Annotated in this window: 23 protein-coding genes and 1 tRNA gene; 19 read left to right on the top strand and 5 right to left on the bottom strand. The window is 53.4% G+C overall.

All coding sequences use genetic code 11. From position 1 onward, the window contains the following. Window positions 1-110 precede the first annotated feature (110 nt). The 11 genes from ybgC (at window position 111) to RGQ30_RS03525 (ending at window position 10,212) form a co-directional block, all read left to right on the top strand. Window positions 111-515 carry a tol-pal system-associated acyl-CoA thioesterase gene (gene ybgC / locus RGQ30_RS03575; protein WP_130558290.1) on the top strand — a complete coding sequence of 135 codons (405 nt, stop codon included), beginning with the start codon at window positions 111-113 and terminating at the stop codon, window positions 513-515. A gap of 43 nt (window positions 516-558) precedes the next feature. Then, window positions 559-1,236: a protein TolQ gene (gene tolQ / locus RGQ30_RS03570; protein WP_298219042.1), complete on the top strand. Its 678-nt coding sequence runs from the start codon at window positions 559-561 to the stop codon at window positions 1,234-1,236. 19 nt (window positions 1,237-1,255) lie between these two features. Continuing rightward, window positions 1,256-1,684, top strand: coding sequence for a protein TolR (gene tolR, locus RGQ30_RS03565; RefSeq protein WP_130558291.1), 429 nt, complete (start codon window positions 1,256-1,258; stop codon window positions 1,682-1,684). Next, window positions 1,681-2,586 (top strand): energy transducer TonB, encoded by a 906-nt coding sequence (locus RGQ30_RS03560; RefSeq protein WP_338284740.1) that lies wholly within the window; start codon window positions 1,681-1,683, stop codon window positions 2,584-2,586. Before tolR ends, RGQ30_RS03560 begins: the two co-directional genes overlap by 4 nt. Before the next feature lie 14 nt (window positions 2,587-2,600). Next, window positions 2,601-3,938 carry a Tol-Pal system beta propeller repeat protein TolB gene (gene tolB, locus RGQ30_RS03555; protein WP_130558292.1) on the top strand — a complete coding sequence of 446 codons (1,338 nt, stop codon included), beginning with the start codon at window positions 2,601-2,603 and terminating at the stop codon, window positions 3,936-3,938. A 56-nt stretch (window positions 3,939-3,994) separates the two neighbouring features. Next, complete coding sequence (gene pal, locus RGQ30_RS03550; protein WP_130558293.1) at window positions 3,995-4,522, top strand: peptidoglycan-associated lipoprotein Pal; 528 nt, start codon at window positions 3,995-3,997, stop codon at window positions 4,520-4,522. Window positions 4,523-4,540: 18 nt separating this feature from the next. Then, entirely contained in the window at window positions 4,541-5,290 is a 750-nt protein-coding gene (gene ybgF / locus RGQ30_RS03545; protein WP_130558294.1) for a tol-pal system protein YbgF, read from the top strand. A gap of 96 nt (window positions 5,291-5,386) precedes the next feature. Beyond that, the gene (locus RGQ30_RS03540; RefSeq protein ID WP_130558295.1) at window positions 5,387-6,502 is read left to right on the top strand and encodes a YeeE/YedE family protein; all 1,116 of its coding nucleotides are present in this window, start codon (window positions 5,387-5,389) and stop codon (window positions 6,500-6,502) included. 78 nt (window positions 6,503-6,580) lie between these two features. Beyond that, a tRNA-Met gene (locus tag RGQ30_RS03535) sits at window positions 6,581-6,657 on the top strand. 288 nt (window positions 6,658-6,945) lie between these two features. Further along, window positions 6,946-9,225 (top strand): galactose oxidase-like domain-containing protein, encoded by a 2,280-nt coding sequence (locus RGQ30_RS03530; RefSeq protein WP_130558296.1) that lies wholly within the window; start codon window positions 6,946-6,948, stop codon window positions 9,223-9,225. An 18-nt stretch (window positions 9,226-9,243) separates the two neighbouring features. Further along, window positions 9,244-10,212 (top strand): hypothetical protein, encoded by a 969-nt coding sequence (locus RGQ30_RS03525; protein WP_130558297.1) that lies wholly within the window; start codon window positions 9,244-9,246, stop codon window positions 10,210-10,212. A gap of 608 nt (window positions 10,213-10,820) precedes the next feature. Here RGQ30_RS03525 and RGQ30_RS03520 read toward each other — a convergent pair. Genes RGQ30_RS03520 through fabR form a run of 3 tightly spaced genes read right to left on the bottom strand, consistent with a single transcriptional unit; the run spans window position 10,821 to window position 14,513 of the window. After that, entirely contained in the window at window positions 10,821-12,377 is a 1,557-nt protein-coding gene (locus RGQ30_RS03520) for an ArnT family glycosyltransferase (protein ID WP_130558298.1), read from the bottom strand. 11 nt (window positions 12,378-12,388) lie between these two features. Next, the gene (locus RGQ30_RS03515; RefSeq protein ID WP_130558299.1) at window positions 12,389-13,801 is read right to left on the bottom strand and encodes a UbiA family prenyltransferase; all 1,413 of its coding nucleotides are present in this window, start codon (window positions 13,799-13,801) and stop codon (window positions 12,389-12,391) included. A gap of 10 nt (window positions 13,802-13,811) precedes the next feature. Beyond that, window positions 13,812-14,513, bottom strand: coding sequence for an HTH-type transcriptional repressor FabR (gene fabR, locus RGQ30_RS03510; protein WP_130558300.1), 702 nt, complete (start codon window positions 14,511-14,513; stop codon window positions 13,812-13,814). Window positions 14,514-14,833: 320 nt separating this feature from the next. Here fabR and RGQ30_RS03505 point away from each other — a divergent pair, with 320 nt between their 5' ends. Together RGQ30_RS03505 and RGQ30_RS03500 are read left to right on the top strand one after the other, a co-directional pair. After that, complete coding sequence (locus RGQ30_RS03505; protein WP_130558301.1) at window positions 14,834-15,505, top strand: response regulator transcription factor; 672 nt, start codon at window positions 14,834-14,836, stop codon at window positions 15,503-15,505. Between the two features lie 47 nt (window positions 15,506-15,552). Then, window positions 15,553-17,352, top strand: coding sequence for a sensor histidine kinase (locus RGQ30_RS03500; RefSeq protein ID WP_298219026.1), 1,800 nt, complete (start codon window positions 15,553-15,555; stop codon window positions 17,350-17,352). A 26-nt stretch (window positions 17,353-17,378) separates the two neighbouring features. On the opposite strand, the gene RGQ30_RS03495 is transcribed toward RGQ30_RS03500, so the two are convergent. Further along, window positions 17,379-18,497 (bottom strand): anhydro-N-acetylmuramic acid kinase, encoded by a 1,119-nt coding sequence (locus tag RGQ30_RS03495; protein WP_130558303.1) that lies wholly within the window; start codon window positions 18,495-18,497, stop codon window positions 17,379-17,381. 3 nt (window positions 18,498-18,500) lie between these two features. Next, complete coding sequence (locus RGQ30_RS03490) at window positions 18,501-19,688, bottom strand: peptidoglycan DD-metalloendopeptidase family protein (RefSeq protein WP_298219024.1); 1,188 nt, start codon at window positions 19,686-19,688, stop codon at window positions 18,501-18,503. Between the two features lie 330 nt (window positions 19,689-20,018). Here RGQ30_RS03490 and tyrS point away from each other — a divergent pair, with 330 nt between their 5' ends. From tyrS to RGQ30_RS03460, 6 genes are read left to right on the top strand one after another with little or no spacing between them, the layout of a single operon-like run. Continuing rightward, window positions 20,019-21,290 carry a tyrosine--tRNA ligase gene (gene tyrS / locus RGQ30_RS03485; protein ID WP_130558305.1) on the top strand — a complete coding sequence of 424 codons (1,272 nt, stop codon included), beginning with the start codon at window positions 20,019-20,021 and terminating at the stop codon, window positions 21,288-21,290. Then, a complete protein-coding gene (locus tag RGQ30_RS03480; protein ID WP_130558306.1) occupies window positions 21,287-22,012 on the top strand; it encodes a histidine phosphatase family protein in 726 nt (241 codons plus the stop codon). The genes tyrS and RGQ30_RS03480 overlap by 4 nt, the downstream gene beginning before the upstream one ends. A gap of 53 nt (window positions 22,013-22,065) precedes the next feature. After that, entirely contained in the window at window positions 22,066-23,310 is a 1,245-nt protein-coding gene (gene glyA, locus RGQ30_RS03475) for a serine hydroxymethyltransferase (protein WP_130558307.1), read from the top strand. 18 nt (window positions 23,311-23,328) lie between these two features. Beyond that, window positions 23,329-23,838, top strand: coding sequence for a transcriptional regulator NrdR (gene nrdR, locus RGQ30_RS03470; protein WP_130558308.1), 510 nt, complete (start codon window positions 23,329-23,331; stop codon window positions 23,836-23,838). A gap of 4 nt (window positions 23,839-23,842) precedes the next feature. Beyond that, window positions 23,843-24,976 carry a bifunctional diaminohydroxyphosphoribosylaminopyrimidine deaminase/5-amino-6-(5-phosphoribosylamino)uracil reductase RibD gene (gene ribD, locus RGQ30_RS03465; RefSeq protein ID WP_130558309.1) on the top strand — a complete coding sequence of 378 codons (1,134 nt, stop codon included), beginning with the start codon at window positions 23,843-23,845 and terminating at the stop codon, window positions 24,974-24,976. An 8-nt stretch (window positions 24,977-24,984) separates the two neighbouring features. Beyond that, window positions 24,985-25,611, top strand: a complete 627-nt coding sequence (locus RGQ30_RS03460; RefSeq protein ID WP_130558310.1) for a riboflavin synthase — start codon at window positions 24,985-24,987, stop codon at window positions 25,609-25,611. Window positions 25,612-25,616: the final 5 nt, after the last annotated feature.

The raw sequence follows: 25,616 nt of genomic DNA, 5'->3' as shown, positions 1-25,616 counted from the left end.
GTAATTGATATAGTCGGTTAATCATTGGGTTGCGGCAGGACCCTTCAACCCCGAGGGGCAGTTCCTCTCCTGCTTACAATACCGTTAGCATACTAGACCTAGGTGGTGTCATGACATTCAAGTTTTCCCTGCGCGTGTATTTTGAAGATACTGATGCTGGTGGCATCGTGTATTACGGCAACTACCTCAAGTTCATGGAAAGGGCTCGAAGCGAGTGGTTCCTACAAGAAAGTATCGGCATGAAATCGCTCATGAATGACCATCAAATGGTCTTCGTTGTCAGCCGGACAGAGTTGAACTACCTGCGGTCTGCTAAACTTGAGGATGTACTTGAAATATCAGTGGAACTTGCTGAACTTAAGCGTGTTTCGGCTGTCTTCAAGCAAACAGTAACGCGCAATGGCGAGGTCCTTTGCGAGGGAAAAACCAAGGTGGGCTGTGTCAATACGCAAACCTTGAAACCCAGTGCAATACCACCCGCTGTTTTCGCTCAACTCAACCAATTGATGCTTTAGTGCGTTACTCGGAACAAATCATTTTCCTTACCGCGGATTGTTAATGGATATCTCTACCGACATGTCGTTCATTTCCCTGATCGCAGAGGCCAGCCTGGTTGTCCAGTTGGTCATGCTGATTCTGGTCATGATTTCTCTTGCTTCCTGGGCCACCATTTTCAAGAAATGGGCTGTGCTCAAACGCACCAAGCAACAAGCTGACAAATTCGAAGAAGAGTTCTGGTCCGGAGGCGACTTGAACACGCTGTTTCAACGTGCGGGAATGCGCCGAAATGAAGCCGGCCCACTTGAGCGAATTTTTGAAGCCGGCATGAGCGAATTTCTTCGCGCCCGCGACAAAAAAGGCTTGACCGACTATTCCCTGATCATTGACGGTTCCCGCCGCGCCATGAAGGCGGCTTTTCAGCGCGAAAACGAAATTCTTGAACGCAACCTGCCGTTTTTGGCTTCTGCCGGATCAGTCAGCCCCTACATCGGCCTGTTTGGCACGGTGTGGGGCATCATGCACGCCTTTGTTGGCTTGGCCAATGTACAACAAGCCACGCTGGCCTCGGTTGCGCCGGGTATTGCCGAAGCGCTGATTGCAACAGCAATTGGCCTGTTCGCAGCCATCCCGGCGGTGGTGGCGTACAACCGCTATGCGAACGACATAGACCGCCTTTCCACACAGTTTGAGTCTTTCGTCGAAGAGTTCTTGAACATTCTGCAGCGTCAGCACTAATCCACAGGAAGTCTATTCAATGAAAGCCGAACTTGGACGCAAATCCAGACGCGCCATGAACGAGATCAACGTGGTGCCCTACATCGATGTGATGTTGGTGCTACTGATCATTTTCATGGTCACGGCCCCCATGATCACACCCTCGGTGATCGACCTACCATCGATGGCGAACACCAACCCGCCAAAGCAAATGCGCCCAATTGAAGTCACAGTGCGGCAAGTCGGGAACTTGGTCGTCAAAGACATGAAAACCAACAAAAGCACCGAGGTAGCGCTTTCAGATCTGGCTGCGGAAGTGAAAAAACTGCAAGGCGATGAGCCCGATCGGCCGGTGGTAATTTCTGCCGAAAAAGCAATTCAATACCAGTCCGTAGTGGACGCCATGGACGCCCTGCAAAGCGCACAAATCCAGAAAGTCGGCCTGTTGGTGAAGCCCAAAAGCAAATGAGCTCTGAATTGACACCGCCCAGCAGGGGCTGGAACTTCACCACAGCCCACCAGGACCTGCTTTCCAAAATGAGCAAGGAAAGCGGGCTCCAGTCGCGCCTGGACCCGCCAGTGGACCACACCGGTGAAAAAGCCGGTTTAACCGCTTCACTGCTGGCACACTTGGCCTTGGTCGCATTTTTCGTGGTAGGCCTCAACTGGAACACGGAAAAGCCCGCCGCATTTGAAGCAGTGCTCTGGTCGGAATTGCCCGCCAATCAACCGATTGCCGTGCCCCAGCCAAAACCCGAACCGGTGCCTGAACCACCAAAACCCGAGCCGGTGGTTGAAACACCACCGCCACCCAAGCCGGTTCAACCCCCAAAGGCGGACATCGAACTTCCCAAAAAGGAAGTCAAACCAAAACCCGAGCCCAAGCCAGAGCCCAAAAAGCCCGAACCGAAACCTGAGCCCAAGAAACCTGAGCCGAAGAAGCCCGAACCAAAGCCAGAGGCCAAAAAGCCAGAGCCAAAGCCCGAACCGAAAATTGACCCTGAACTGGCCAAAAAACTTCGGCAGGAAGAATTGGCGCGTATTATGGGCGGCGCACCCAATACGGGCAGCACATCCGCGGGCAGCAGCAGAAACAAAGCCCAATACAGCGACAAAATTCGGCAATATGTTCGCAGTAAACTGGTGTTCCCGGGCGCAGATTCTGTCAGCGGAAACCCGGAAGCCGTTTTTGAAGTCAAACAACTTCCAAGCGGTGAAATTGTGTCGATCACTCAGAAAAAAAGCAGTGGGTTGCCAGCATGGGACAGCGCTGTGGAACGTGCACTTCAGCGCTCAAGCCCCTTACCCAAGGCTGACGATGGCTCAGTGGAGCCTGTGCTTGTCCTCTCATTCCGTCCAAAAGACGTTTAATTTTCAGTGAAACAATGAACTACGTAAAACCATTCATGCATCCAAATCTCTTTTTTGCCCTGCGGGGGCGCCTGCGCCAGCTTGCTTTTGCGCTGCTGGCGACCACCGCTTTCATGCTTTTGTCCAACCAGGCACACGCCCAGTTGAAAATCGACATCACCGGTGTGGGCACCAACCAGATAGCCTTCTCCGCTGCCCCATTTCAGGGCAACCAAGGCTTGCCAGAAGACATCAAAAAAGTCATTGAGAGCGATTTGGTGCGCAGTGGGTTTTTTCGGGCCATCAACACGACCAGCAATATTGAGCTAAATGAAACAACCATGATCGACCCCAGTGCGTGGAAATCGATCGGCGTAGATGCGCTCATCGTGGGTTCAGTCAAAAAACTGCCCGACGGCCGGTTGGATCTGCGGTTTAACCTGCACGATACCGCACAGCAAAAATCCCTTGGCAAATTCAGCTACGTCATTGCACCATCGGCGTTGCGCCTGCATGCCCACAAAATTGCCGATTTCGTTTACGAAAAACTTTTGGGTGAAAAAGGTGTGTTTTCAACTCGCCTGGCTTATGTTGAAAAGTCCCCAGGCCGGTATCGCCTGATCATTGCGGATGCTGACGGTGCAAACCCACAAGTTGCACTTGCCTCTAAAGAACCCATTATTTCCCCAGCTTGGTCGCCAGACGGTACACAACTTGCTTATGTTTCGTTCGAAACCCGCAAGCCGGTGGTATTTGTACACACATTGGCCACCGGGCGCCGCAAGGCGCTTGCAAATTTCAAGGGTAGCAACAGCGCGCCGGCCTGGTCAGCAAATGGCCAACAGTTGGCTGTGGTGTTGACCAAAGAAGGTGGATCCCAAATATTCTCGATGGATTCTGACGGATCTGGTCTTAATAAATTGACGAACACAAGTGGAATCAATACGGAACCTGCCTACAGTCACGACGGTCGAAGCATTTACTTCACGTCGGATCGCGGAGGCGGCCCCCAAGTTTATCGAATGGGCACAAATGGCGGTGATGCATCACGCGTGACATTCGAAGGTGGATACAATATCTCCCCTCGGATCAGTCCCGATGACAAAACTTTGACATACGTGACTCGTCGAGACGGGCAATTTAAAATAGCGGTTCTGGACTTGGCAGGCGGCACTGAAATGCTGCTGACCAATACGGGTCGCGACGAAAGCCCAAGCTTCTCGCCCAATGGACGCTATATTCTGTATGCGACCAAAGCGGGGGGCAAAGGGACCCTGGCTGTGGTGTCAAAGGACGGACGCATCAAGTACAGCTTGAGCAGTTCAGGCGCTGACATTGCGGAACCCACATGGGGCCCTTTTTTAAACGATTGAATTTGAATTTGTTTTAACTAGTTTTAAACTGAAAACCTTTAGGTCTGGAGATAGAAATGAAACACTCAATGGTCAAGTACTTGGCGATTTCAGCAATGGTGGCCGTGTTGGCCGCTTGTAGCTCTGCCGTTCCTTTGAACGACAAGCCTGCTGTGGAAACAAAAACTGGCAAAGCACCCGATGGAACGGACGGCCGTGCAGTTCCCACCGTAACCCCAGGTGATGCAGATCCACTGAACGACCCACAAGGTGTTCTGGCCAAGCGCAGCGTTTACTTTGACTACGACAGCTACACTGTCAAGTCAGAGTACCGTGAACTGGTACAAAACCACGCCAAATACCTGGTTGCCAACCCCAACCGCAAGGTTGTAGTACAAGGCAACACTGACGAGCGTGGTGGCGCGGAATACAACCTGGCATTGGGCCAGCGCCGTGCAGACGCAGTGAAAACATTGATGTTGGCTTTGGGTGTGAAAGAAGCCCAAATCGAAACAGTAAGCTTTGGCAAAGAAAAGCCAAAAGCAACTGGCAGCAATGAAGCAGCGTATGCTGAAAACCGTCGTTCCGACATCGCTTACCAGTAATCAAGGATTTCCATCGAGATGACTTTAAACTTCAAGCAAACAGCCTGGGCTGCAGCCCTGTTTTGCACCCTTGCATCAAATTCTGCTTTCGCAATTTTTGATGACACGGAAGCTCGCAGGGCCATTCTGGAATTACGCCAGCAGGTCAAGGTGCTTGAAGATCGAGTCGCCCGAATGGAGTCAGCCAATCAGGGTCAGGTTCTTTCACAAGCCCAGACCCTGACTGAAAAAGACCGAGAGATCGCCCGCTTGCGTGGCGATCTTGAAGTTGCCAACAACAATATTCGCAAGCTGCAAGAAGACAACAAGGTGCTTTACCTCAACCTTGACGAGCGTATCAAAAAGCTTGAACCCAAGCCCGTACAGCTTGACGGTGAAGAATTATCAGTACCCCCCGAACAATTCAGCGACTACCAAGCTGGCCTTGACCATTTCAAGGCAGGCAACTACAAAGACGCTGCTGCGCAATTCCAGCAATTTCTGGCCAAACATTCAAAAAGCAGGCTTGAGCCACAGGTTCGCTATTTTTTGGGCAGTACCCAGTTTGCCCTGAGCGACTACAAGACGGCATTGATCACCCAGCGTGATCTGGCCAAAGACTTCCCCGACAGCCCGCGCGCACCCGATGCACTTCTCAGCATGGCCAGCTCACAACTTGAACTGAAAAGCATCCCTGGCGCCAAGAAAACATTGAACGAGCTGATCACCAAATACCCTGACAGCCCCGCAGCTGCAAGCGCTAAAACACGCTTGGCTGCCTTGAAATGAACCTCGGTAAACCTCGCAAATAAAACACACTGGTTGCGGACACAAACGCGCGACCGTGGTTAAAATACGGGCACTTCACAACAAAGGTGCCCAGTCATGGAAGAAATCAACGTCAGCCATATTCAAGACACTGTGCTTTGGGCAACCTTTGCCGTTGGCCTTGCATTCGGTGCTGTCTCGCATCGAACCCATTTCTGCACCATGGGTGCTGTGGCTGACGTAGTCAACTTTGGTGACTGGAACCGAATGCGCATGTGGGTTGTAGCCATCGCGGTGGCGGCCCTGGGTCTGCAATCGCTCAGCATTGCCGGCCAGGCAAACCTGAACGACACGATTTACCTTGGCACGCAGTGGTCCTGGCTTTCTGGCATTACTGGCGGGCTGCTTTTCGGCGCGGGCATGGTTCTAGCATCCGGTTGCGGCAGCAAAACCCTGATTCGACTGGGTGCGGGCAACTTAAAGGCACTCATGGTATTTGTCATCATGGGGCTCACCGCCTACATGACGTTAAAGGGCGTTTTTGGTGTGTTACGCGCCAACTTCCTCGACCCGGTTAAGTTTGAGTTCAGCGCAAGCCCTTACCTACCAGAAATGCTGGCAAGCCTGTTCGCTGCAGACACTACATCCCTTACAGCCGTGTTCGCCATAGCGCTGCCCTTGATCATGCTGGCCTGGGCATTGGCCAGTAAATCGGCCTGGAACAAAGAAGTTATTCTGGGTGGTGTGGGGGTCGGCTTGACGGTGGCAGCCGCCTGGTGGGTGGTTTTTCAGGTTGCTTACATTCCGGAACACCCAGACACCCTGGAAGCGGCATACCTTGGAACTTACGCCAACAGGGCAGAAGGCTTCAGCTTTGTAGCGCCCTATGCCTACACGCTGGAATGGCTAATGTTCTTCTCGGATATATCGCGTGTACTCACCGTGGGGGTTGTGGCCTGTTTTGGGGTCATCCTGGGCGCTGCTGGCAGCTCCCTGACTGAAAAATCATTTCGTTGGGAAACTTTCCAAGGTGTAGAAGACACGGCCAACCACACAGTTGGTGCGGTCTTGATGGGCGTGGGCGGTGTACTCGCAATGGGATGCACAGTGGGCCAGGGTCTCAGCGGTGTTAGCACCCTGTCACTGCCCTCCTTCGTGGCCTTGGCGAGTATTGTTGGTGGTGCAGTGCTGGCGTTGAAATATCAAACCTGGCGCGTTGAACGCATGTTTTGATTCAACACACAAAGACTGCGCAAGGAGTGACAATTCCCCTTCTTTTTTTAAGAAAGCTCGGTTATACTCTTGGTCTTCGGCGAATTAGCTCAGCCGGTTAGAGCGACGGAATCATAATCCGCAGGTCCGGGGTTCGAATCCCTGATTCGCCACCAAACAAAAAACCCCTCAGTGAAAGCTGAGGGGTTTTTTCATTTGTCTGCCGCCAACTTCAGTTCAAAGCGCCTCATCTCCCCCCACTCATTCGTCAAATTACATAACAAAAATAGTAAAACAACGATTGTACAAAACCATAATCACGGTTATTATTTTTTAGAGAAATGCATCTAAAAATGCATCTGAACAGTAACAGCTGTTAACAAGAAAAAGAAAGGAGACTGGTGGCACCCCGTGACAACATATCTCCTTTCCCGACATAAAAGCTTGCCAGGAGGAGATGACACGTGTTCAAGCTGAATAAACTAACTGCAGTAATCGCCATCGGATTGGGATCTGCACTGCCCGTACAAGCCGGCCTATTGGATGATCTGATCGGCGCCAAATTCAACCCGGTCAGCTCCAGCAAGGGAGTTGCCCCAGAAGGTCAAAAAGGCTCATTCACCAAGCCTTTCTCCGAACCATTTGTCTATGAACGTTCAGTCGCCAACGACAACAATCCAGACCTGAAAGGCTTCCGCACTGACAACAAGTGCGAAGGCATTGGTCCAAACGGAAAACTTCGATGCAAACCCGCAGCCGGCACAATTTCCATGCTGCCCAACGGCGACTTCCTGTATTTCAATGCACTGGAAGGCACTGAGGACTTCGAATTCAGCATTCTGGTCGACTTTGGACAAAAGGCCATCAATGACCAAACGCGGGTCATGCGTATTCCTGATACCTTGAGTACAACCAGGCCAGCAAATGAACAGGTCATGTGGACTCGTCCAATCGACGTGGACTCTGGTGCGAACCCAGACGGATATGAAATTACCGAACTGCTGCCCGGACTTGGCCTGACCAACAAGGAAACCAACAGCGCAGACGGCGCCCTGTTCTGTGCCGACGTGGCCATGCTGGCAGATGGCCGAATCATGGCTGTAGGCGGCACCGCCTATTACAGCGAACCCGGTAGCAACTTGATCGGTTATGGCTTGACAGAACTCGAAGGCCTGAAAAATAGCCGTGTGTACAACCCCAACACCAACATGTGGAGCCAAATGGCTGACATGAATTTTGGCCGTTGGTACCCCGCGCTGATCACATTGCCTGACAGCAAAATGTTCGTGGCCAGTGGTGTGACCAAGCTGTTGAAGCCCATTTATCCACAAGCACCTGAACAAAGCGGTCGCAATGTGGTGCAAACCGAAACGTATGACCCGGTTGCCAACAAGTGGACTGTGAATGGACAGGCGGCCCAGCGGTCACTGCCCCTGTACCCCCGTCTGCACCTGTTGCCCAACGGCCACGTGTATTACAACGCAGGTGGACAGGCATTCAACCCTTTTGGCCAGTCCTATGACCAGCCTTTGTGGAACATTTCGGCGACCTACAACCCGGCCAACCAAACCTGGTCTGATCTGGCTTATGCAGGTTTCCCGTTGAAATTCAGCGATGCAGGACTTGAGTCTTTGACACAGATCCTGAACCCGTTGACAGCGCCCAATGCAGCAATGAGCGCACTGACAAAGACATTGACCAGCGTACCGACAAAAAGCCCACAGGCCTTGCAGAAATTGCTAGGTACACTGACCACCAGCAACCCTGAACAGCTGTTGCAAAAGGTCGTGGGTGCGGGCATGCGCGGATCCACATTCTCCATCATGATGCCGCTGCGCCCCAATGCACAGGGGCAGTACAAAGACGCCAGTTTCCTGACGGCGGGCGGTGTACTTCCGCTGGTCGGTGCAGCATCGCCAGGTGGATATGTGGCTGTTGCATCGTCACGCATCGACACGGTGAAAACTGATGGCGACAAAATCACCACCTATGAAAGTGAAGTGACCGGCTCACTGAATGAGACACGGTGGTACGGTTCAGGTGTTCTGATGCCTGATGACTCAGTGATGGTGTTCAGCGGTGGTGACCGCGATGGTGTTGTTGCACCTGGTATTGAGTTCCCGCGCAAAACGGCCGAACGCTTCAACCCGGTGACCAAGAAGTGGACACAGATGGCTGTAGCCAACAATCCGCGCACTTACCACAACACAGCTTTGCTGATGCAAGACGGTCGGGTATTGATTGGTGGCCATGCCCCGATTTCAACCCTCTACCTGAAAAACATCAACCTCGCAGCGTTTGGATTTTCACCCAATGACGGACGTGATCCATCGTTCGAAATTTATTCACCACCCTACGTCACCAACCCGAATCGTCCAACCCTGGTTGGCTTCTCAGGCGGCAATTCGACTCCGGCGGGAGATGGCAAAACCATGTTGCGCCAGTTCATGAAAGGTCAGCAGGTCACCATGCAGATGGCGCCGGGCACAGACATGAGCAAGATTGATTCGTTCACCTTGGTTCGTCACACCGTGACAACCCACTTGACCGATGCAGATCAGCGCACCGTGGTGATTCCGAAAGCCCAGTTGACCATCAATGGCAACAACGTGTCTTTCAACATCCCGAATCAGGCCGCCGTGCTACCACAAGGCTCCTACATGGTGTTTGCCCGCACCAAGCAGGCCGATGGTTCTCTGCTGCCATCCAAGTCAGTCAGCTTCATGTTGAAGCATGGTGCTTGAACGGAGAGTTGAATAACAATGCCCATCGTTAAAGCGAACTGGGTGAAGAAAACGCTAGGCCTCGGCCTGGCGTTTTTCTTCTCAGCCCTCACAATTTACGCTCCTTTCTACAGCGAACCCGCGCTCGCCCATGCTGAACATGGCGACGAAGGGGGAATTCCAGCAGTTAGCCTCAAGGCCAAACTACCCGCAGGAGTTTCGCTTCAGGTTGTTAAAAGCACTGCCTACCAATTTGCAATGTCAACAGACGGCCAGCAGAAAATTGAGATTCTCGGCGAGGACAAACGCGCGTTTCTTCGATTCGATGGCAACAAGTTATTTGCTGACCTTAACGCAACAGGCTGGCATCGATCCCGCCAACCCGGTGGTGGACCTGTTCCCGACCGACTCAAGACAAAACCAGCGCCCAAACCCAACTGGGTGCTGCTGGATCAGCAGCCCGGCTATGGTTGGTATGACCCGCGATTGCTGAATGAAGAAATGGCGCACTTCAATCTGGGCCTCCGCGTCAACGGCAAACCGTTGAATGTTCGAATTGAGCGGCGAGAGCCCACGCCAATGACAGGTTATTGGCGCCCAAACCTGCGCACGGAAAACATACCGGAAGGGCTGAACGCCATGGTCCCCGGGCTGAGCGGTAACATGTTCATGCTGAGCCGACTGGCCACGGCTGAAGGTGACTTTCAGGTTCTCGACACCAAAGGTCAACCTTTTCTGGAGCTTCGTGAAGATGGAGTGTGGCTGGACAGCAAGCACCCTTGGGCCAAGCAGACCGAGCTTTTTTATACACCGGTAGCCGACTCAGGTTGGGTAAAAGTATCTGAAACAGGCACTATCACCTATGCAGAGCCCAGACTGGATGCCAAGCCGAAAAAGGCCAGTCAAACTGGGGAGTGGGCCGTGCCAGTCAAACTGAAGGGTAGTGACAAAACCAGTTTGCTGGAAGGGGAATTGAAGTGGCAGCGGATCGAAGAGCCGAAACCTTAAAGCGACCCGTCTGTGCTGGCGCACTTTTTTGCTCGTCTGCTCTGGCGCATGCCCTTTCGTTCGTTCGCAAGGCGCATGCCTTTTCTATCGTTTGCAAGGCGCACACGTTTTCTATCGATTGCAAAGGCTCATACCCTCTTCCGCCGAAAGCCTGTATTTCCCTTATTTGAAGTTCACACTCACTCACCGGGTTCGGCAAAACACACGGCCGAACCCAGTGTCGGCTTGCAGCCGAACGTCGCGTGTGAATTCAAAAAAGGCAGGCTTTCTGAATGGCGGTGCGAGGGCAATACTGCCTTCGCAAACGTGAAGGGGCTACGCCCGCGACTCGCTTAGCGCGGATTGCGGCTTTCATTGGATCACCAGCCCATTAACCGGCGAAAGTTCGCAGCCTAGGGGAAGTGTTCGTTTGCTGCATCATCTTGCCGATTCAGGGCAAGGCTTCCCGGCTGATTCGCAGCGCGGGGCGATTGCGCTAGCAATCGATGCGAAGACGCTTTTGCGTTTCGCATTCCCCAAGCCAGAATCATGAAGACGGGAAATCAGCCTTGTCCAAGGCGAGATGAGCAACAAACGAACACTGAGCAAAGCCTGCGCAACAAAACCTTTCAAGGCTTCGCAATTCGGCATTCCGCCTCAAACCCGTACTTTCGCGCAAACGGACAGTCCAGCACCGGCAATATCGTTGGGATCTGGTAGTACTTGTCCACAGCTTCCCGCAACACCACATCCCGGAATCGCTGGTAATTGAAGTCACTGCCATCCACGATGGTAAAGGGTACCCCTTGCACCACCACATTGCTCACACGTGTGTTGCTCAGATACGCAGAATACAAACCAGGGTCTATTGGCTTGGCCTTGGCCACAATCCGGATCGATTTCCCATCCATTTGCCGCCAGTCCACGAAGGTGTCGTCATTTCGGGCGTGGTACTTGCCGGGCCCAAACACGGGTACCACCTGACCATAGTGGTAGGTCATCAGGGCAGCAGGGGAATAAGCCACTGTGGTCAACACGCCGTCGCTGGGCATGTCGCGCGTCAACTCGGCAAGAATTGCGGGCATTTCCCGGTGAAACAAGACATCTTCCTGAAAGTCTTTCTTGGGCCATACAGACACGCCTGCATGCATCAGCAAACCAAACACCACAAGATGTGGCACCGACAGCACCGCGTTGAAACCCACAAACCGCTTTAGCCAGGCACCTGGGGTACACAAAGCGAGCAACACAAAAGCGACTGGCAAAAAACCCAGCACCCAATGCAGGCCCACTGTTTTTTCAAGTGACACCAGCAAGAACAACGTCAGCGGCACCAACAGTGCAAAAGCCAATGCACCTTCCCGGCCCCAGATACGGGCGCCCTTGATCAAACGCCACAACGCCCATGGAGTAATCAAGTAGACCATCATCCCCAGATAGGTCAGTACTGTCCCCCAACCCAGCCGGGCGTCTTCGTGCCGGTTGATCAGATTGAACATGATGTTGTTCCAGCAGTTGTGCAGGTTGTATCCAATGTTGATACTGGCAAAAGGCATGACCCCCGCCAACAACAGGAACAGGTACTTGAAACGTTGCTTGTGAAACAGCAAGTGAAAACCAAAGGCAAAGCCCAACAGCACCGCAAAATACTTGGACAGGAAAGCCAGCCCCAAAAAGCACCCAGCGAGAAATATGCCAGTTCCCGATTCAGCCCGAATCGCACGGGTATAGGTAAAAATGGCCAAACCCATGAAGAAAATCAGTGGCGTGTCGGTGGTAACAAACACAGCAAACCACGACACGGGCATCGAGAGATACACTGCACCCGCAAGCCAGGCGCGGGCCTCGTGTTCCTTGGACAGCAGGTCGCGGGCAAGGAACACAATGCCCAGGGCAATGACGGTGGTCAACAACAGGGTCAGACTGCGAACAACAATTGGCGAATCACCAAGGTGACCAAGCGCCCAGAGCCACCAGCCGATCATGGGGGGGTGGTCGTAATACCCCCAATTCAGATCCGTCGACCACAGGTGGAAAAACGCTTCATCCCCGGTCATTGGAAAAAACCACGCCAGCCACAGTTTGATGACCGCAGTCACCAGCACGGTGCACACAAAAACCTTTTTTGCCTGATTCAGCGGCAATTCCAGCTTGTCAGCGGACATTGAAAGAATGTTCTGCATCATGCAATTCCGGTTCAGGAGGCCAAAAACACCAGCACGGCTACAGCAATCACGAACCCCCAACTGATGCGATCATGAATGGCAAAGTGCACTGGATCATCAATCATTTCCTTCCGGGAAGTCAGTATCCAGATGCGCATCAACCAGTACAGAAACAAGGGGCAAACACCCCACAGGTATTCGGGCGTGTTGTACAGCATGTTGCCGTTCTGGCTGTCCACATAAAGTGCAAGCACCAGAACAGCCACAAAACCGCTGGATATGCCCATTGACACCAGGTAGCTGAGATCGCTCATCCGGTAACCCCGCCCCTGCGGTTGCGTCCCCTCCAGTTGGAGAAACTCAAGCTCCGCACAGCGCTTGACCAAAGCGAGACTTAGAAACACGAACAGCGAAATAGCCAGCAACCAGCTCGACAGCTCAATGCCCGTTCCAACCCCACCCGCTATGACCCGAACCGTGTACAACAGGGCCAGCAGAAGCACATCAACAAACGCCGTGCGTTTGAACACAAAGGTGTACAGCAGGGTAACCACGGTGTAAATCAGAAGAACCAGGGTAAATTGCCAGCCCACCGCCCAGAACGCCAGCGCAAAGCCGAACAAGCCGAGCGCTTTCATGAACAGGAACGCTTTCACAATCGACAAGGCGCCGCTGGCCATGGGTCTGTGTCGTTTGCGCGGGTGTTGTCGATCCGCACTCAGATCCATCAAATCATTCCAGATGTAGGTGGCCGAAGCTACCAACCCGAACGCGACAAAGCCCCACAGCATGGTCAGCCACAACACCGGGTTCAATTCATGTGCTGCAATCAGGGGTAAAAACAGCAAACCATTTTTGGCCCACTGCTGTAAACGCATGGCCTTTAACCAAACCTTGAAACCGCCGCGATTTGAATCAATCCGATTCAGAGACACACCGGCGGCTGCCGCTTTTGCACGTGTCCCCGCCGAGGTGTTGACGCCAAAAGCCACGGCAGCCTGCTTCCAAACCGGAATATCCACCACCGAATCACCAAAGTACACAAATGGCTGACCGTGGCTGTCTGCCCGAATGGCTTGCAACTTGCGCAGCCCCTTCAAATTGGAATCCTGACTGGCGATAATCCGGTCAAAGAGGCCCAGGCGCGCAGCCACCTTTTGAACATCGCGATACACACTGGCACTGGCAAGCACCAGCACATGCCCCGCTGACTTCAACTGATTCAAACGCTCGAGTACAGCAGGATTAATGGGCAGATGGTCCAGTACCGGGTCAACACGTTTGCTGACTTCGGTCTTGAAAACCCAGGCACCCTGTAAAGCCCACCACAGCATGGGGAATGCATAAAAAATGTTTTGCTTGAGCAAGAGCAAACAGCATTCCAGCAAGACATCCGATGGACTCAGCGTGCCGTCCAGATCGACGTAAACAATTGGCTTGCTCATTTCGGCTTGCTCATTTTGGCTTGGATATGCCACTGAGCAGCGACTTGGTCGGCTCTTCTTCCCAGTGTGCGGCCCCCAGAAATACCATCACGATCTGCTTGACGAAATTGTCGAGCATTTCTCTTTCAATCTGGGGTTGATCTGCGCGGGCATCCAGAAAATCGGTGGCCGAATTCATCATCAGTGTCACGACCAGGCTGCATATCAGCGTCAAAGTGTGCGTAGACAGGCCAGGGAAAATATTCAGCAAACGCAGGTCACTGGCCATTTCATTGGTGAAATGGGCAATCTCATTTCGAATGGCATTGCGCAACAATTGCGATCCGCCAGAACGTTCCGAACTGATGAAGCGCCACTCGAGGTGGTGTTGCTTGAGGTAAGTCACAAAGACACTGACCGAATGGCGGATCATGTCCTCGCCCGGCAGACTGGCCTGCCTCGCCTCACGAAGCAAGCGACGTAACGTAATTCCGCCGTCTTCAACCAGGGCAAGACCCAATTCGTCCGTGGTTTTGAAATGTCGGTAAAAGGCAGTTGGCACCACACCGGCTTCACGCGTAATTTCGCGAATGCCAAGCGCAGTGAAGCTGCTGCCATTTCCCACCAGGGTCAGGGCGGCCTGCATCAGGTTCTGGCGGGTTTGTTCCTTGCGGCGAACCCGGGCTTGGGTTTCGTCTGCCGGCTTGGAGGCACCACTTAATCTTGCTCTCATTTATTCTGCTCGAACCTTGTGTTCGCACCGTTCAATCGACTGTTCTTTGGGGTTATTGTAATGAAAAGCGGTGCAGTCGACACCGAGTCGTCCCCAACCCTGTCAATTTGACTGGTGGAATCTGAGTAATTGAGCAGACAGAACGAAGGTACATGAGCATAAACGGAAACTTTTGCGGACAATGCCTATTGACTGGGTGAGCTCAAAGCGATTAACTCCCCCTAAAGAGGGTTGGAAAAAAGTGTTAATCCAATAAAGATGTTCATATGCTCACATCTGGTGACACCTTTTAAACTAGCAACTCCTCGGGAGGAGACACAATGCCGTCAAATCAAATTCTGGTGATCGAAGATCATCCCCTTTTTGCCACAGGCATTAAAGACTTGGTGGAATTTGTGGCCACCAATGCAGACATCCTGTGCGCAGCCAGTGTCGCCCACGCCAAGGACCTGTGGAGCAAAAACTCGCCAGCCCTGATCATTACTGATTTGCGCCTGCCCGACGCGCAAGGTCAGGAGGTTATTGACACCCTGAGCCAGCTAAACCCCAACTTGCCCATGCTGATCATGAGTGGTGACGACAATCTGCTGGCTTCCATTGTGCCCAACCAACAGGCCCCCTCCTGGACACTGTCCAAATCAGAAGGCTTTGAACAAACCTCCTCGGTATTGCTCGAGGCATTGACCCGTGCAGGTGTTCAGGTTCAATGGAGACCCAATGCCCTGTCCAATCGCCAAACCAACGGTGAGCACATCACCGGGCGTCTGGGTCAGAACAACGGAATTCAGCTGACGCACAAACAGCAGCAGGTGATGCACTACCTTGCGTCGGGTCTTTCGAACAAAGAAATTGCAAGGAAACTTGATCTGTCCCCTGAAACAATCAAGACCCACTTGCGTGAAATCTTTACCCGCATGAATGTCAAGAACAGAACTCAAGCAGTCAGTTTGTATCGAAAAATTCCCCGCCTGAATGCGGCGGCTTTGGTTTAACGACCTAACCCGCTGACTTGTTCAGCGGGTCACACAACAACAAGATGATGCCCTACTCATTTACAGCGCTTGCCATGTTATTGGGTATTGCAACTTACCCATTTTTTGCCAACCACCTGCCCAATCAGCGCCAGAATGCCTGTGCAGTGATTGGTATTCTGCTGCTCGGCTTTTTGGTATTCGGACATGAGAACTTCAGCGAACTTGCGCCGAACACGCCACTACATGCTGGCCTGAAGCTGCTGTCATTCCTGTTTTTCGCCTGTGCATTTCTGGGGCGCCGGCGGGGAAAAGTAGGTGCGGAAAAGTCAGCCTTGCTTCCATTCGGAATTGGTTGCCTGGCGGCACTGGCCAGTGCGCCAGGGGAGATACCAGGCTTTTCACTGTGCATGATCGCCCTTCAAACGTTGTGCCTGTTAGCCATCACGAAAAGCTACAGTAACCTGCCAAAGATCACCTTGGTCAAGGCAGTCTATTTCAGCCTGTTTTATGGCTTCGTCAGTTTTGCCTTTCATCTTCATATTTACGATCTACCCCCTGGTTGGCTCACTCATTCCTCGGTGAATGGTTTCTACAACCTGCTTCTGGTGACCTGTGTATTTCACATGGGTTTTCAGGACTTTTCACGAACACGAACCAGAAGACGAAAGAATGCACAACAGAAAGTGGACCAGGAAGTCATGAAGCTTGCATTCAAAGGGCGACGCGTCTTGAAAGATTTTCGCCACGATTTGCGTCAGCCCTTGAGCACCCTAGGAATTCTTGCCAGTGTGGGCAAAGCCATATCCAAAGACCCTGAAGTGACAGCACGCTACCAGCACATTCAAACCGCCCAGAAAGCCCTCAAAAACATGCTGGAAGATTTTTTTGACCAGTTGGGCAATGCCATTCGGTACCCCTCGGAAGACAACAGTACCGCACTTCAAAACGTCTCCCTGAACGAAATTGTTGCGCCCTTGATTGAAGAATACCGACTGTTGGCTGAAGTCAAACAGCTGCAAATACGTTACGTACCCAGCGAGTTGACTGTATTCAGCAACAAGGAAGCCTTGTCGAAAATCATCCGAAATGGCTTGGACAACGCAATCAAATACACCGACAAAGGGGGCGTAGTGGTCGGCCTTCGCAGGCGAAACGGGAAATTGTGCCTTCAGATCGCAGACACCGGCTCTGGCATCGAAAACGACAAAGTCGCCCTGCACAACAAGGGCTGGGGGCATGGTTCGAACATCGTGCGAGATTTGAGTGAACAGATCCTGGCCAAGACCGAGTGTCGCAACCGATACTTCAACGGCAGGCTGGCGGGGTCTGTTTTCGAGGTTGTTTTGCCTTGTGAAGCAGAAGTGTCCCAGCGCTGGAAACTTCCAAGCTACCGCAAGGAAAGCGTGTTTGATGTGCAAGTCATGGCCATGACTCCGGAGCATTTGCTTGAAATTCAGCGGAGACTGCCAACCAACGGATTTGACCGAGTTGACTTCAACCTGCATGGTGCTTATCGCGCCTACCTCAGCGCCTTGAGAAAGGGCATGTCCCCTGTTTATATCTTGTATGCGGGCGATTCGAGCCAGAAAACGAATGCGATTGACCAACTCAAGCTGCTTGGGTCGCTTCTGGATTACGAGCCCTGTTGCATCCTGATTTACAATGCCAGCCAGGAAAGCAATGCCCAGATTGAGTTTTACAAAGAAATGATCCGGATTCCAATGAATCCCAATCTGCAGGACGCGGGGCTCCATGTAATCACTGAGCTTTTCCCAGCCCGTGAAAAAGGCTTGGCTGGCGAACACATGTCCGTACAATTCGGCGCAAGCAGTGCCCCACAGGCCAAGGCGGCCATGTCCATCTGATTCACGGAATTTGGTGCCAGCCCGGGTTAGCGGGCTAGGTGAAGTGCACCCAGCACAGCAAACCGCTCTGCCCCGGTTACGGCTGGACAATTGCCATGTTGCCCGGTGATATTCTGACTGGCCAGCCATGCAAACGCGGCGGCTTCAACCGCCTGCGCAGGTAGACCCAGATTTTCAATTGGCAAGAATTCCACCGGGGCACAATCGAAGCGCAGTTGATTCATCAGGGCAGAGTTTTTCGCACCCCCACCGCATACGTACACTTGATCGATGTCCTGTGGCAGCGTCAACTTGATTACTTTGACCGCAAAAGCCAACAGTGTTGCCATGACGTCTTCATCAGACAAGCCCGAGTGGGCGGCAAGGCAGCCGTCAAACCATTGTTCGTTGAAATCGTCACGGCCTGTGCTTTTGGGCCATGACTGAGCAAAGAAAGGATGTGCCAAAAACAAGTCCAGCAAAGGCTCCGACGGTTGCCCGCTTGAGGCGATAAGTCCATCCTCATCCATCGGCAAGCGAAAGGCTCGCTGGGCCCACAGGTCCATCAGACAATTGGCAGGACCACAGTCGCCACCAGTCACCGGCGAATCATGTCCGTTGAGTATGCTCAGGTTGGAAAATCCACCCAGATTCAGCACGCCTGTACGACCAAAAACACCCTTCGCATTCAGCCACGCTTGGTGAAAAGCGGGCACCAGCGGCGCCCCCTGCCCACCCAGTGCAACATCTTTGGATCGCAGGTCACAAACCACATCCACACCAAGTCGGGTAGCCAGCAGCGCACCGTCCAGCATTTGGTAGGTGTATCCCAGATCCGGACGATGCCGAAGGGTTTGTCCATGGGCGCCAACAACACGAACATCACGAGCCTCAAGGCCTAACAATGCCAGTAGGTCGTTGCAGGCCTCTGCGTACACCAATGAAAGGTCACGCCGGGCAGTCAACAAAATTGAAAGGGGATCAGAGCCGTCGGGAAACCGGGGGGGGATTTGCTGCAGGGCAAGCAAATCTTGCCGCAACAAAGGTGGGAATTCCAGACTGGCAACCCCCAGAAAACGCATTTCGGCGTTCCGGGGATCAATCTGTATGGCTGCAACATCCACACCGTCAGTACTGGTACCAGACATTGCGCCAAAAACAATCATTGCTTACTGCGCACGCGCCACGCTTTGTGCTGTGGCCAATTCCATGCGGCGATCCAGTGCAAGCTGAACGCGCTTGAATTCGGAAATGGCTGCACGATCCAAAGGTTCAGACTGGGCTACAGTAATGCTCAGCGGGTTCTTGGGAACCCGGTTCACGCGGAACTCGTAGTGCAGGTGTGGGCCTGTTGCCCAACCTGTTGCCCCCACGTACCCAATCACATCGCCTTGCTGCACTTTCTGGCCCACTCGAATACCACTTGCGAAACGGGACAAGTGCGCATACGCCGTGCTGTAGCCACTGTGATGCTGGATTTCCACGAAGTTGCCGTAGCCATTCTGCACACCAGAAAACTTCACAGTGCCGCTGGCGGTCGCCATGATGGGTGTGCCTGTGGGTGCTGCGTAATCGACGCCATTGTGCGCTTTCCAGCGTTGTTGAATGGGGTGGAAGCGGCGCGTGGTAAACCCGGAGGAAATTCTGGAAAAGGCCAAAGGAGAACGCAAGAATGATTTCTTCAGGCTACGGCCGTCCTCGTCATAGTAGGCAGCAGACTGGTTGCCATTGGGTTTGAACCAGTACGCTTTGTATGGCTTGTTGTTGTTGACAAACTCAACCGCCAGCACACGCCCGGCACGGGCTGAGCGCCCTTCCAGAGTCATGTCCTCATAAACCACCTTGAACTCGTCGCCCTTGCGCAGTTCACGGTGGAAGTCAATGTCAGAGGAAAAAATTTCGGTCAACTGAATGGCCACGGAGTCTGGTAAACCAGCCTTGTCTGCCGCTGCAAACAGGGAAGATTCAATCTGCCCCGCACGAAACACCACCTGCTTCTCAAAGTTGACTGACTCAAGTTTGGCGGTAAATTGACCATTCATCTTCTGGATCAGGATTGACTCTTGCTTGTCTTCATCCAGATCGCTTTTGTAGCGCAACCACTTCAGATCGCCATCGGCGCCTTGTTGAACGCTCAGCACACGCCCTGCACGCAGGTTGACAAGGCTTTTTGCAATTTTGTCTTGCGCCATGAAGGGACCCAAACCCTGGGTATTGACGCCCATGCGATCCAAAAGGCTCACCAAGGTGTCGCCACGACGAATGCGCTCTTCGGCAACCAACGGCTCGAAGGTAAAAATACCCTGATCGGCCAGATTCAGTTCAACTGCCTCGATGACCACTTCGGAATTCGACAAAGCAGAATCCACGGGAGAATTTTGAACAGACCCCGCGATTGCAACCACTGCGCCGAGAACAGGGAAAGAAAAAAACCCTACAATGACCCACTTTCTGTGGTTGTGTGATTCAGGTAAGGCGTCGTCTGCGTACTGCAGACCCGACTGCACGAGGCGTCTGGAAACATCGAAACCCTTTCCACACGCGGCGATTGCTCGCTCTAAAAATTTCTGAAGCATCATGTTTTAGTTTTAAAGGTGTGAAATTTCACGTTGCCGATCGCCCACAATCAGCACTATTTTCAAAAATACAACACTACGACCAGCCAGAGTGTAACAAAGGATTGCAATATGAACCAGTCACCTGATAGAAGCACACCGATTAATACTGACATTACTGACAATTTGTCAGAATCTGTTAAACACGCTCTGGCCGTAACCAAACGCGGGTTTGAAGAACTGCTGATTGAATCGGAATGGATCAAAAAGCTGGTTCAAAGCGAAACAAGTGGCAAACCCCTTCGTATCAAACTGGGCCTCGACCCCACAGCCCCTGATATTCATTTGGGCCACACAGTCGTGCTCAACAAGCTGCGTCAGTTGCAAGATTTGGGCCACCAGGTCATTTTCCTGATCGGTGACTTCACGTCGATGATCGGCGATCCATCGGGCCGGAACAGCACCCGCCCCCCCCTGACACGCGAACAAATTCAGGACAATGCAAAAACCTATCACCAGCAAGCCGTAAAAATTCTGGATGCCGAGAAAACCGAAATCCGTTTCAACAGTGAATGGTGCATGCCTTTGGGTGCAGACGGCATGATCAAACTGGCATCCAGCTACACAGTGGCCAGGATGCTGGAAAGGGAAGACTTTACAAAGCGCTACCAGGGCGGCGTGCCCATTGCCATTCATGAATTTCTGTACCCCTTGATGCAGGGCTACGACTCAGTCGCACTTAAATCCGACCTGGAAATTGGCGGCACAGACCAGAAGTTCAACTTGCTGGTTGGTCGTGAATTGCAAAAACAACATGGTCAGGCCCAGCAGTGCGTGCTCACCATGCCACTGCTGGTGGGCACGGATGGGGTGGACAAAATGTCCAAGTCCAAGAACAACTACGTGGGCGTTACAGAAACGCCTTCCAATATGTTCGGCAAGGTCATGTCCATTTCCGATGAATTGATGTGGAACTGGTACACCCTGCTCAGCTTTAAATCCACTGCTGAAATTGAGGCCTTGAAAGCAGCCTGCGCCAACGGCGAGAACCCGCGCAACGCCAAGGTGGCCTTGGCGCAGGAACTGGTAGCACGTTTCCATGACCAGCAGGCCGCAAGCGAGGCATTGGCCGAGTTCGAAGCCCGCTTCAAACAAGGGGCCTTACCCGACGACCTGCCCGAAGTGAATCTGGATTTGCCTGCCGGTGAAGCCGATGCCGGCGTGGCATGGGTACTGAAAGCTGCGGGCCTGTGCGACAGCAGCAGCGACGCCAACCGCAACATCCAGCAGGGCGGTGTCAAAATTGAGGGCGAAAAGGTCTCTGACAAGGCAATTCGTCTGGGGAAAGGCAGTTACGTGATCCAGGTCGGCAAACGCCGCTTTGCCAAGGTGCACCTGAATTGAACACCCAAGCCCTTGATTTTGGTGCAGTTGTCGGTAAAAAACCGGTGAGCACCCGCTTTATTTTGGTGCGCCATGGCGAGACAGACTGGAACCGCGAAAAACGGTTTCAGGGCCACACGGACATCGCATTGAACGCACATGGCTTACGCCAGGCAGCACACATCAGGCGCTACTTCGACCAATTGGAGTTGGCGAACACTGCCCTTTACCAGCACTGCGTCAGCAGCGACCTGAACCGGGCCCACACCACTGCCAAGGCCATCCATGGCGAGAAGATACCCCCCATTGAGCTGAACGCCAGCTTCAGAGAGCGTCATTACGGACATTTGTCAGGCCTGACTGCCGATGAAATGCAGGCCAAAAGCCCCGCGGAATACCGGGGCCTTCGTGAACGCACACCCGAAGCATCTCTTGCCGGAGGTGAAAGCCTTGCCGGGTTTTATCATCGAGTAACAGCAGCTTTTGAACAAATTGCGCACGAAAGGCATGGCGAAACAGTTCTGCTGGTGGCCCATGGCGGTGTACTCGATTGTATTTACCGGCATTGCCTAGGGGAACCCCTCCAAAAGCAGCGGAGCTGGCAATTGCCCAATTGTGCGCTGAACGTGATAGAGCTTGATTCTCAGGGTGTTTGGAACATCCCGGTCTGGGCCTGGACGGGGCATTTGAACCTTGACGCCTCGGGCCAAAACATGGACGAAGTCGATGGTCGAATCGCTTGAAATCAATTAGAATAACGGGCTTGTCTTGAACCCAATCCTTTCCGGAAATCGTTATGTTTGACCGCCAAAAGGGCATCGCCCAAACCGACCCCGAATTGTGGACTGCCATGCAGCAGGAAACAACCCGCCAGGAAGACCACATCGAGCTGATCGCGTCTGAAAACTACGCCAGCCCAGCCGTGATGGAAGCACAGGGTTCACAACTGACCAACAAATACGCCGAAGGCTACCCCGGCAAGCGCTACTACGGTGGCTGCGAATACGTGGACGTGGTGGAAGATCTGGCCATCGAACGCCTCAAAAAGCTGTTTGGCGCAGAAGCGGCCAACGTACAGCCAAACTCCGGCTCACAGGCCAACCAGGCCGTGTTCTTTGCCCTGCTTCAACCCGGCGATACCATCATGGGGTTGTCATTGGCTGAAGGGGGTCACCTGACCCACGGCATGCCACTGAACATGTCTGGCAAGTGGTTTAACGTGGTGTCCTACGGTTTGAACGAGGACGAAGCCATCGACTATGACAAGATGGAAGCTCTGGCGCGTGAACACATGCCAAAAATCATCATCGCCGGTGCCTCGGCCTATTCCCTGCACATCGACTTTGAACGTTTTGCAAGAATCGCCAAGGAAGTCGGTGCCTACTACATGGTGGATATGGCCCACTATTCAGGCCTGATTGCAGCCGGCGTGTACCCCAATCCTGTACCACACGCCGATGTGTGTACATCCACCACGCACAAGTCGCTGCGCGGCCCACGTGGCGGCATCATTTTGATGAAAGAAGAGCTGGCCAAGAAAATCAACAGCGCGATTTTCCCCGGTATTCAGGGTGGCCCCTTGATGCATGTCATCGCCGGCAAGGCTGTTGCCTTCCACGAAGCACTGCAGCCTGAGTTCAAGGCCTACCAGCAGCAAGTGGTGGCCAACGCCAAGGCTCTGGCCGAAACACTGGTTGAACGCGGACTGCGCATTGTGTCCGGCCGTACGGAAAGCCACGTCATGCTGGTGGATCTTCGTGCCAAAGGCATCACTGGCAAGGCTGCTGAAGCCGTGTTGGGCAGTGCACACATCACCGTGAACAAGAACGCAATTCCAAATGATCCTGAAAAGCCATTTGTCACCAGCGGTATCCGCTTGGGCAGCCCGGCCATGACAACACGCGGTTTCAAGGAAGAACAGGCCCGTGCAGTGGGTCACCTGATTGCCGACGCGTTGGAAAACCACGACAACGAAGCCGCATTGGCTGAGGTTCGAGCCAAGGTCAAGGAATTGACCAGCCAGTTCCCTGTTTACAAGTAAGTCAGGAAACGCGGCGTTATGAAATGCCCGTTCTGCAGCAACGCCGATACCCAAGTGGTCGATTCGCGTACTTCTGAAGAAGGAGACGCGATTCGCCGCCGTCGGCAATGCGGCAGTTGCGGCAAACGGTTCACTACCTATGAGCGGGCAGAACTGTTTCTGCCCGCCATTGTCAAAAAAGACGGCTCACGGGTCGATTACTCCAAAGACAAATTGCGTGGAAGCCTGATGTTGGCTCTGCGCAAGCGGCCTGTTCCGGCAGAGGCCATTGACGAAGCCCTGTCCAGCATCGAAGAAAAACTGCTGATCAGTGCGGTCCGCGAAGTCAGCACCAAGTTCCTCGGCGAACTGGTGATGCAACAACTCAAGCAACTCGATACCGTGGCATACATTCGTTTTGCATCGGTTTACAAAAGCTTTGAAGACTTGCAAAGCTTTTCCGAAGAAATTGCCCACCTGACTGCACCTGCGGAAAATGCCAAAGGTCACACCAAGCCCAAAGCCAGCACCGCCAAAAAAGGCGCTTGAGACCATGGGTACTCCACACCCCAACGATGAACACTGGATGCGCCATGCATTGAACCTGGCCTGGAAAGGCCAGTACAGCACCACACCCAATCCGCGTGTGGGTTGCGTGTTTGTGCGCGATGGTGTTGCCATTGCAGAAGGCTTCCATGTTCGTGCCGGTGAGGGCCATGCCGAGGTGCAAGCCATTGCCCAAGCCCGTGCACAAGGCGTGTCGCTTCAGGGCAGCACGGCCTATGTCACCTTGGAGCCCTGTGCCCACCATGGCCGCACCGGACCGTGTGCCGAGGCCCTGGTGGCAACCGGCGTCGCCCGCGTGGTGGCCGCAGTACTCGACCCCAACCCTTTGGTTGCAGGCAAAGGCATGGCGATACTGAGGGCCGCAGGAATTGAAACGGTACAAGGTGTGCTGGTTGAACAGGCACGCTGGATCAACCGCGGCTTTTTCAGCCGCATGGAGCGCAAGCGCCCTTGGGTACGCCTGAAAGTAGCCAGCAGTGCGGATGGCGTCACCGCGCTGAACAACAGCACAAGCCAATGGATCACTGGCCCCGAAGCACGGCTGGACGGACATCACCTGCGCGCCCAAGCCTGCGCGGTGCTCAGTGGTATCGGCACGGTAAAGGCAGACAACCCGCAACTGAATGTGCGTGGCATAGAGACAGACCGCCAACCACTGAAAGTGATTGTGGACAGCAAACTGGAAATTTCACCCGATGCGCTGTTGCTGCAAACAGGTCGGGTGCTGATTGCGCACACAGAGCCACAATTGCCGGCTTGGCTGAGCACCCACCCCAATGCAGCCAACATCGAGGCGCTCAATGTTGCGCCGGTCGCGGCAGGCCTGCATGCTGGCAAGGTAAAAACAGACCTGCTCCGCCTGCTGCAGGAGTTGGCGCGGCGCGGCATCAATGAACTGCACCTTGAAGCAGGTTTTGGCCTAAACGGATCATTCATGCAAGCCGGGCTGGTGGATGAAGTTGTGCAGTACGTGGCCCCCCGCTTCCTCGGTGCAGGCCTTGGCCTGTTTCGTCTGCCTGAACAAGAAACTTTGCCGGCCACCCTTGACTGGGCAATCCATTCATTTGAACAAAAAGGACGAGACCTGCTCATTGTGTGGGTCCGCAACAATCAGGAGTAGTAGCACACATGTTCACTGGCATCATTGAATCCATCGGCAAGATTGAATCCGTAGAACCCCTTCAGAACTCCGCCTATGCGGGTGTTCGCCTCGCCGTGCATGCCCCCACCCTTGATTTCTCGGATGTCAAACTGGGCGACAGCATTGCCATTCAAGGCGCCTGCATGACCGTGGTGGCCATGGGCAACCACACTTTTCATGTGGATGTGTCGCATGAAAGCCTGTCAAAAACTGTGGGCCTAAGCCAGCCCGGCGAGGTGAATCTGGAAAAAGCGATGCGGCTGTCTGATCGCGTGGGTGGCCACCTGGTCAGCGGGCACGTGGACGGGCTAGGCAGCGTGGTCGAATTCGAGCCCGTCGGCGAAAGCTGGCACCTGCAAATTCGCGCACCCCAAATGCTGGCCGCTTTTTTTGCCTACAAAGGCTCAGTGACTGTCAATGGCGTCAGCCTGACGGTGAACAAGGTTGATGACCACGCAAGCGGTGAATGCGACATTCACATCAACCTGATTCCGCACACTGTTCAAATGACCACGCTGAAACATTTGAAAGCGGGAAGCCCTGTGAACCTGGAAATCGATCAGATCGCCCGCTACTGCGAGCGCATTGTGAAGACCATGAATTTGAGTCAGTAACAACT

The sequence above is a fragment of the Limnobacter thiooxidans genome (genome assembly GCF_036323495.1).
Taxonomy (GTDB): Bacteria; Pseudomonadota; Gammaproteobacteria; order Burkholderiales; family Burkholderiaceae_B; genus Limnobacter; species Limnobacter thiooxidans.
The sequence above is the reverse complement of the archived record's forward strand: the minus strand, read 5'-3'. Positions and strand labels throughout refer to the sequence as shown.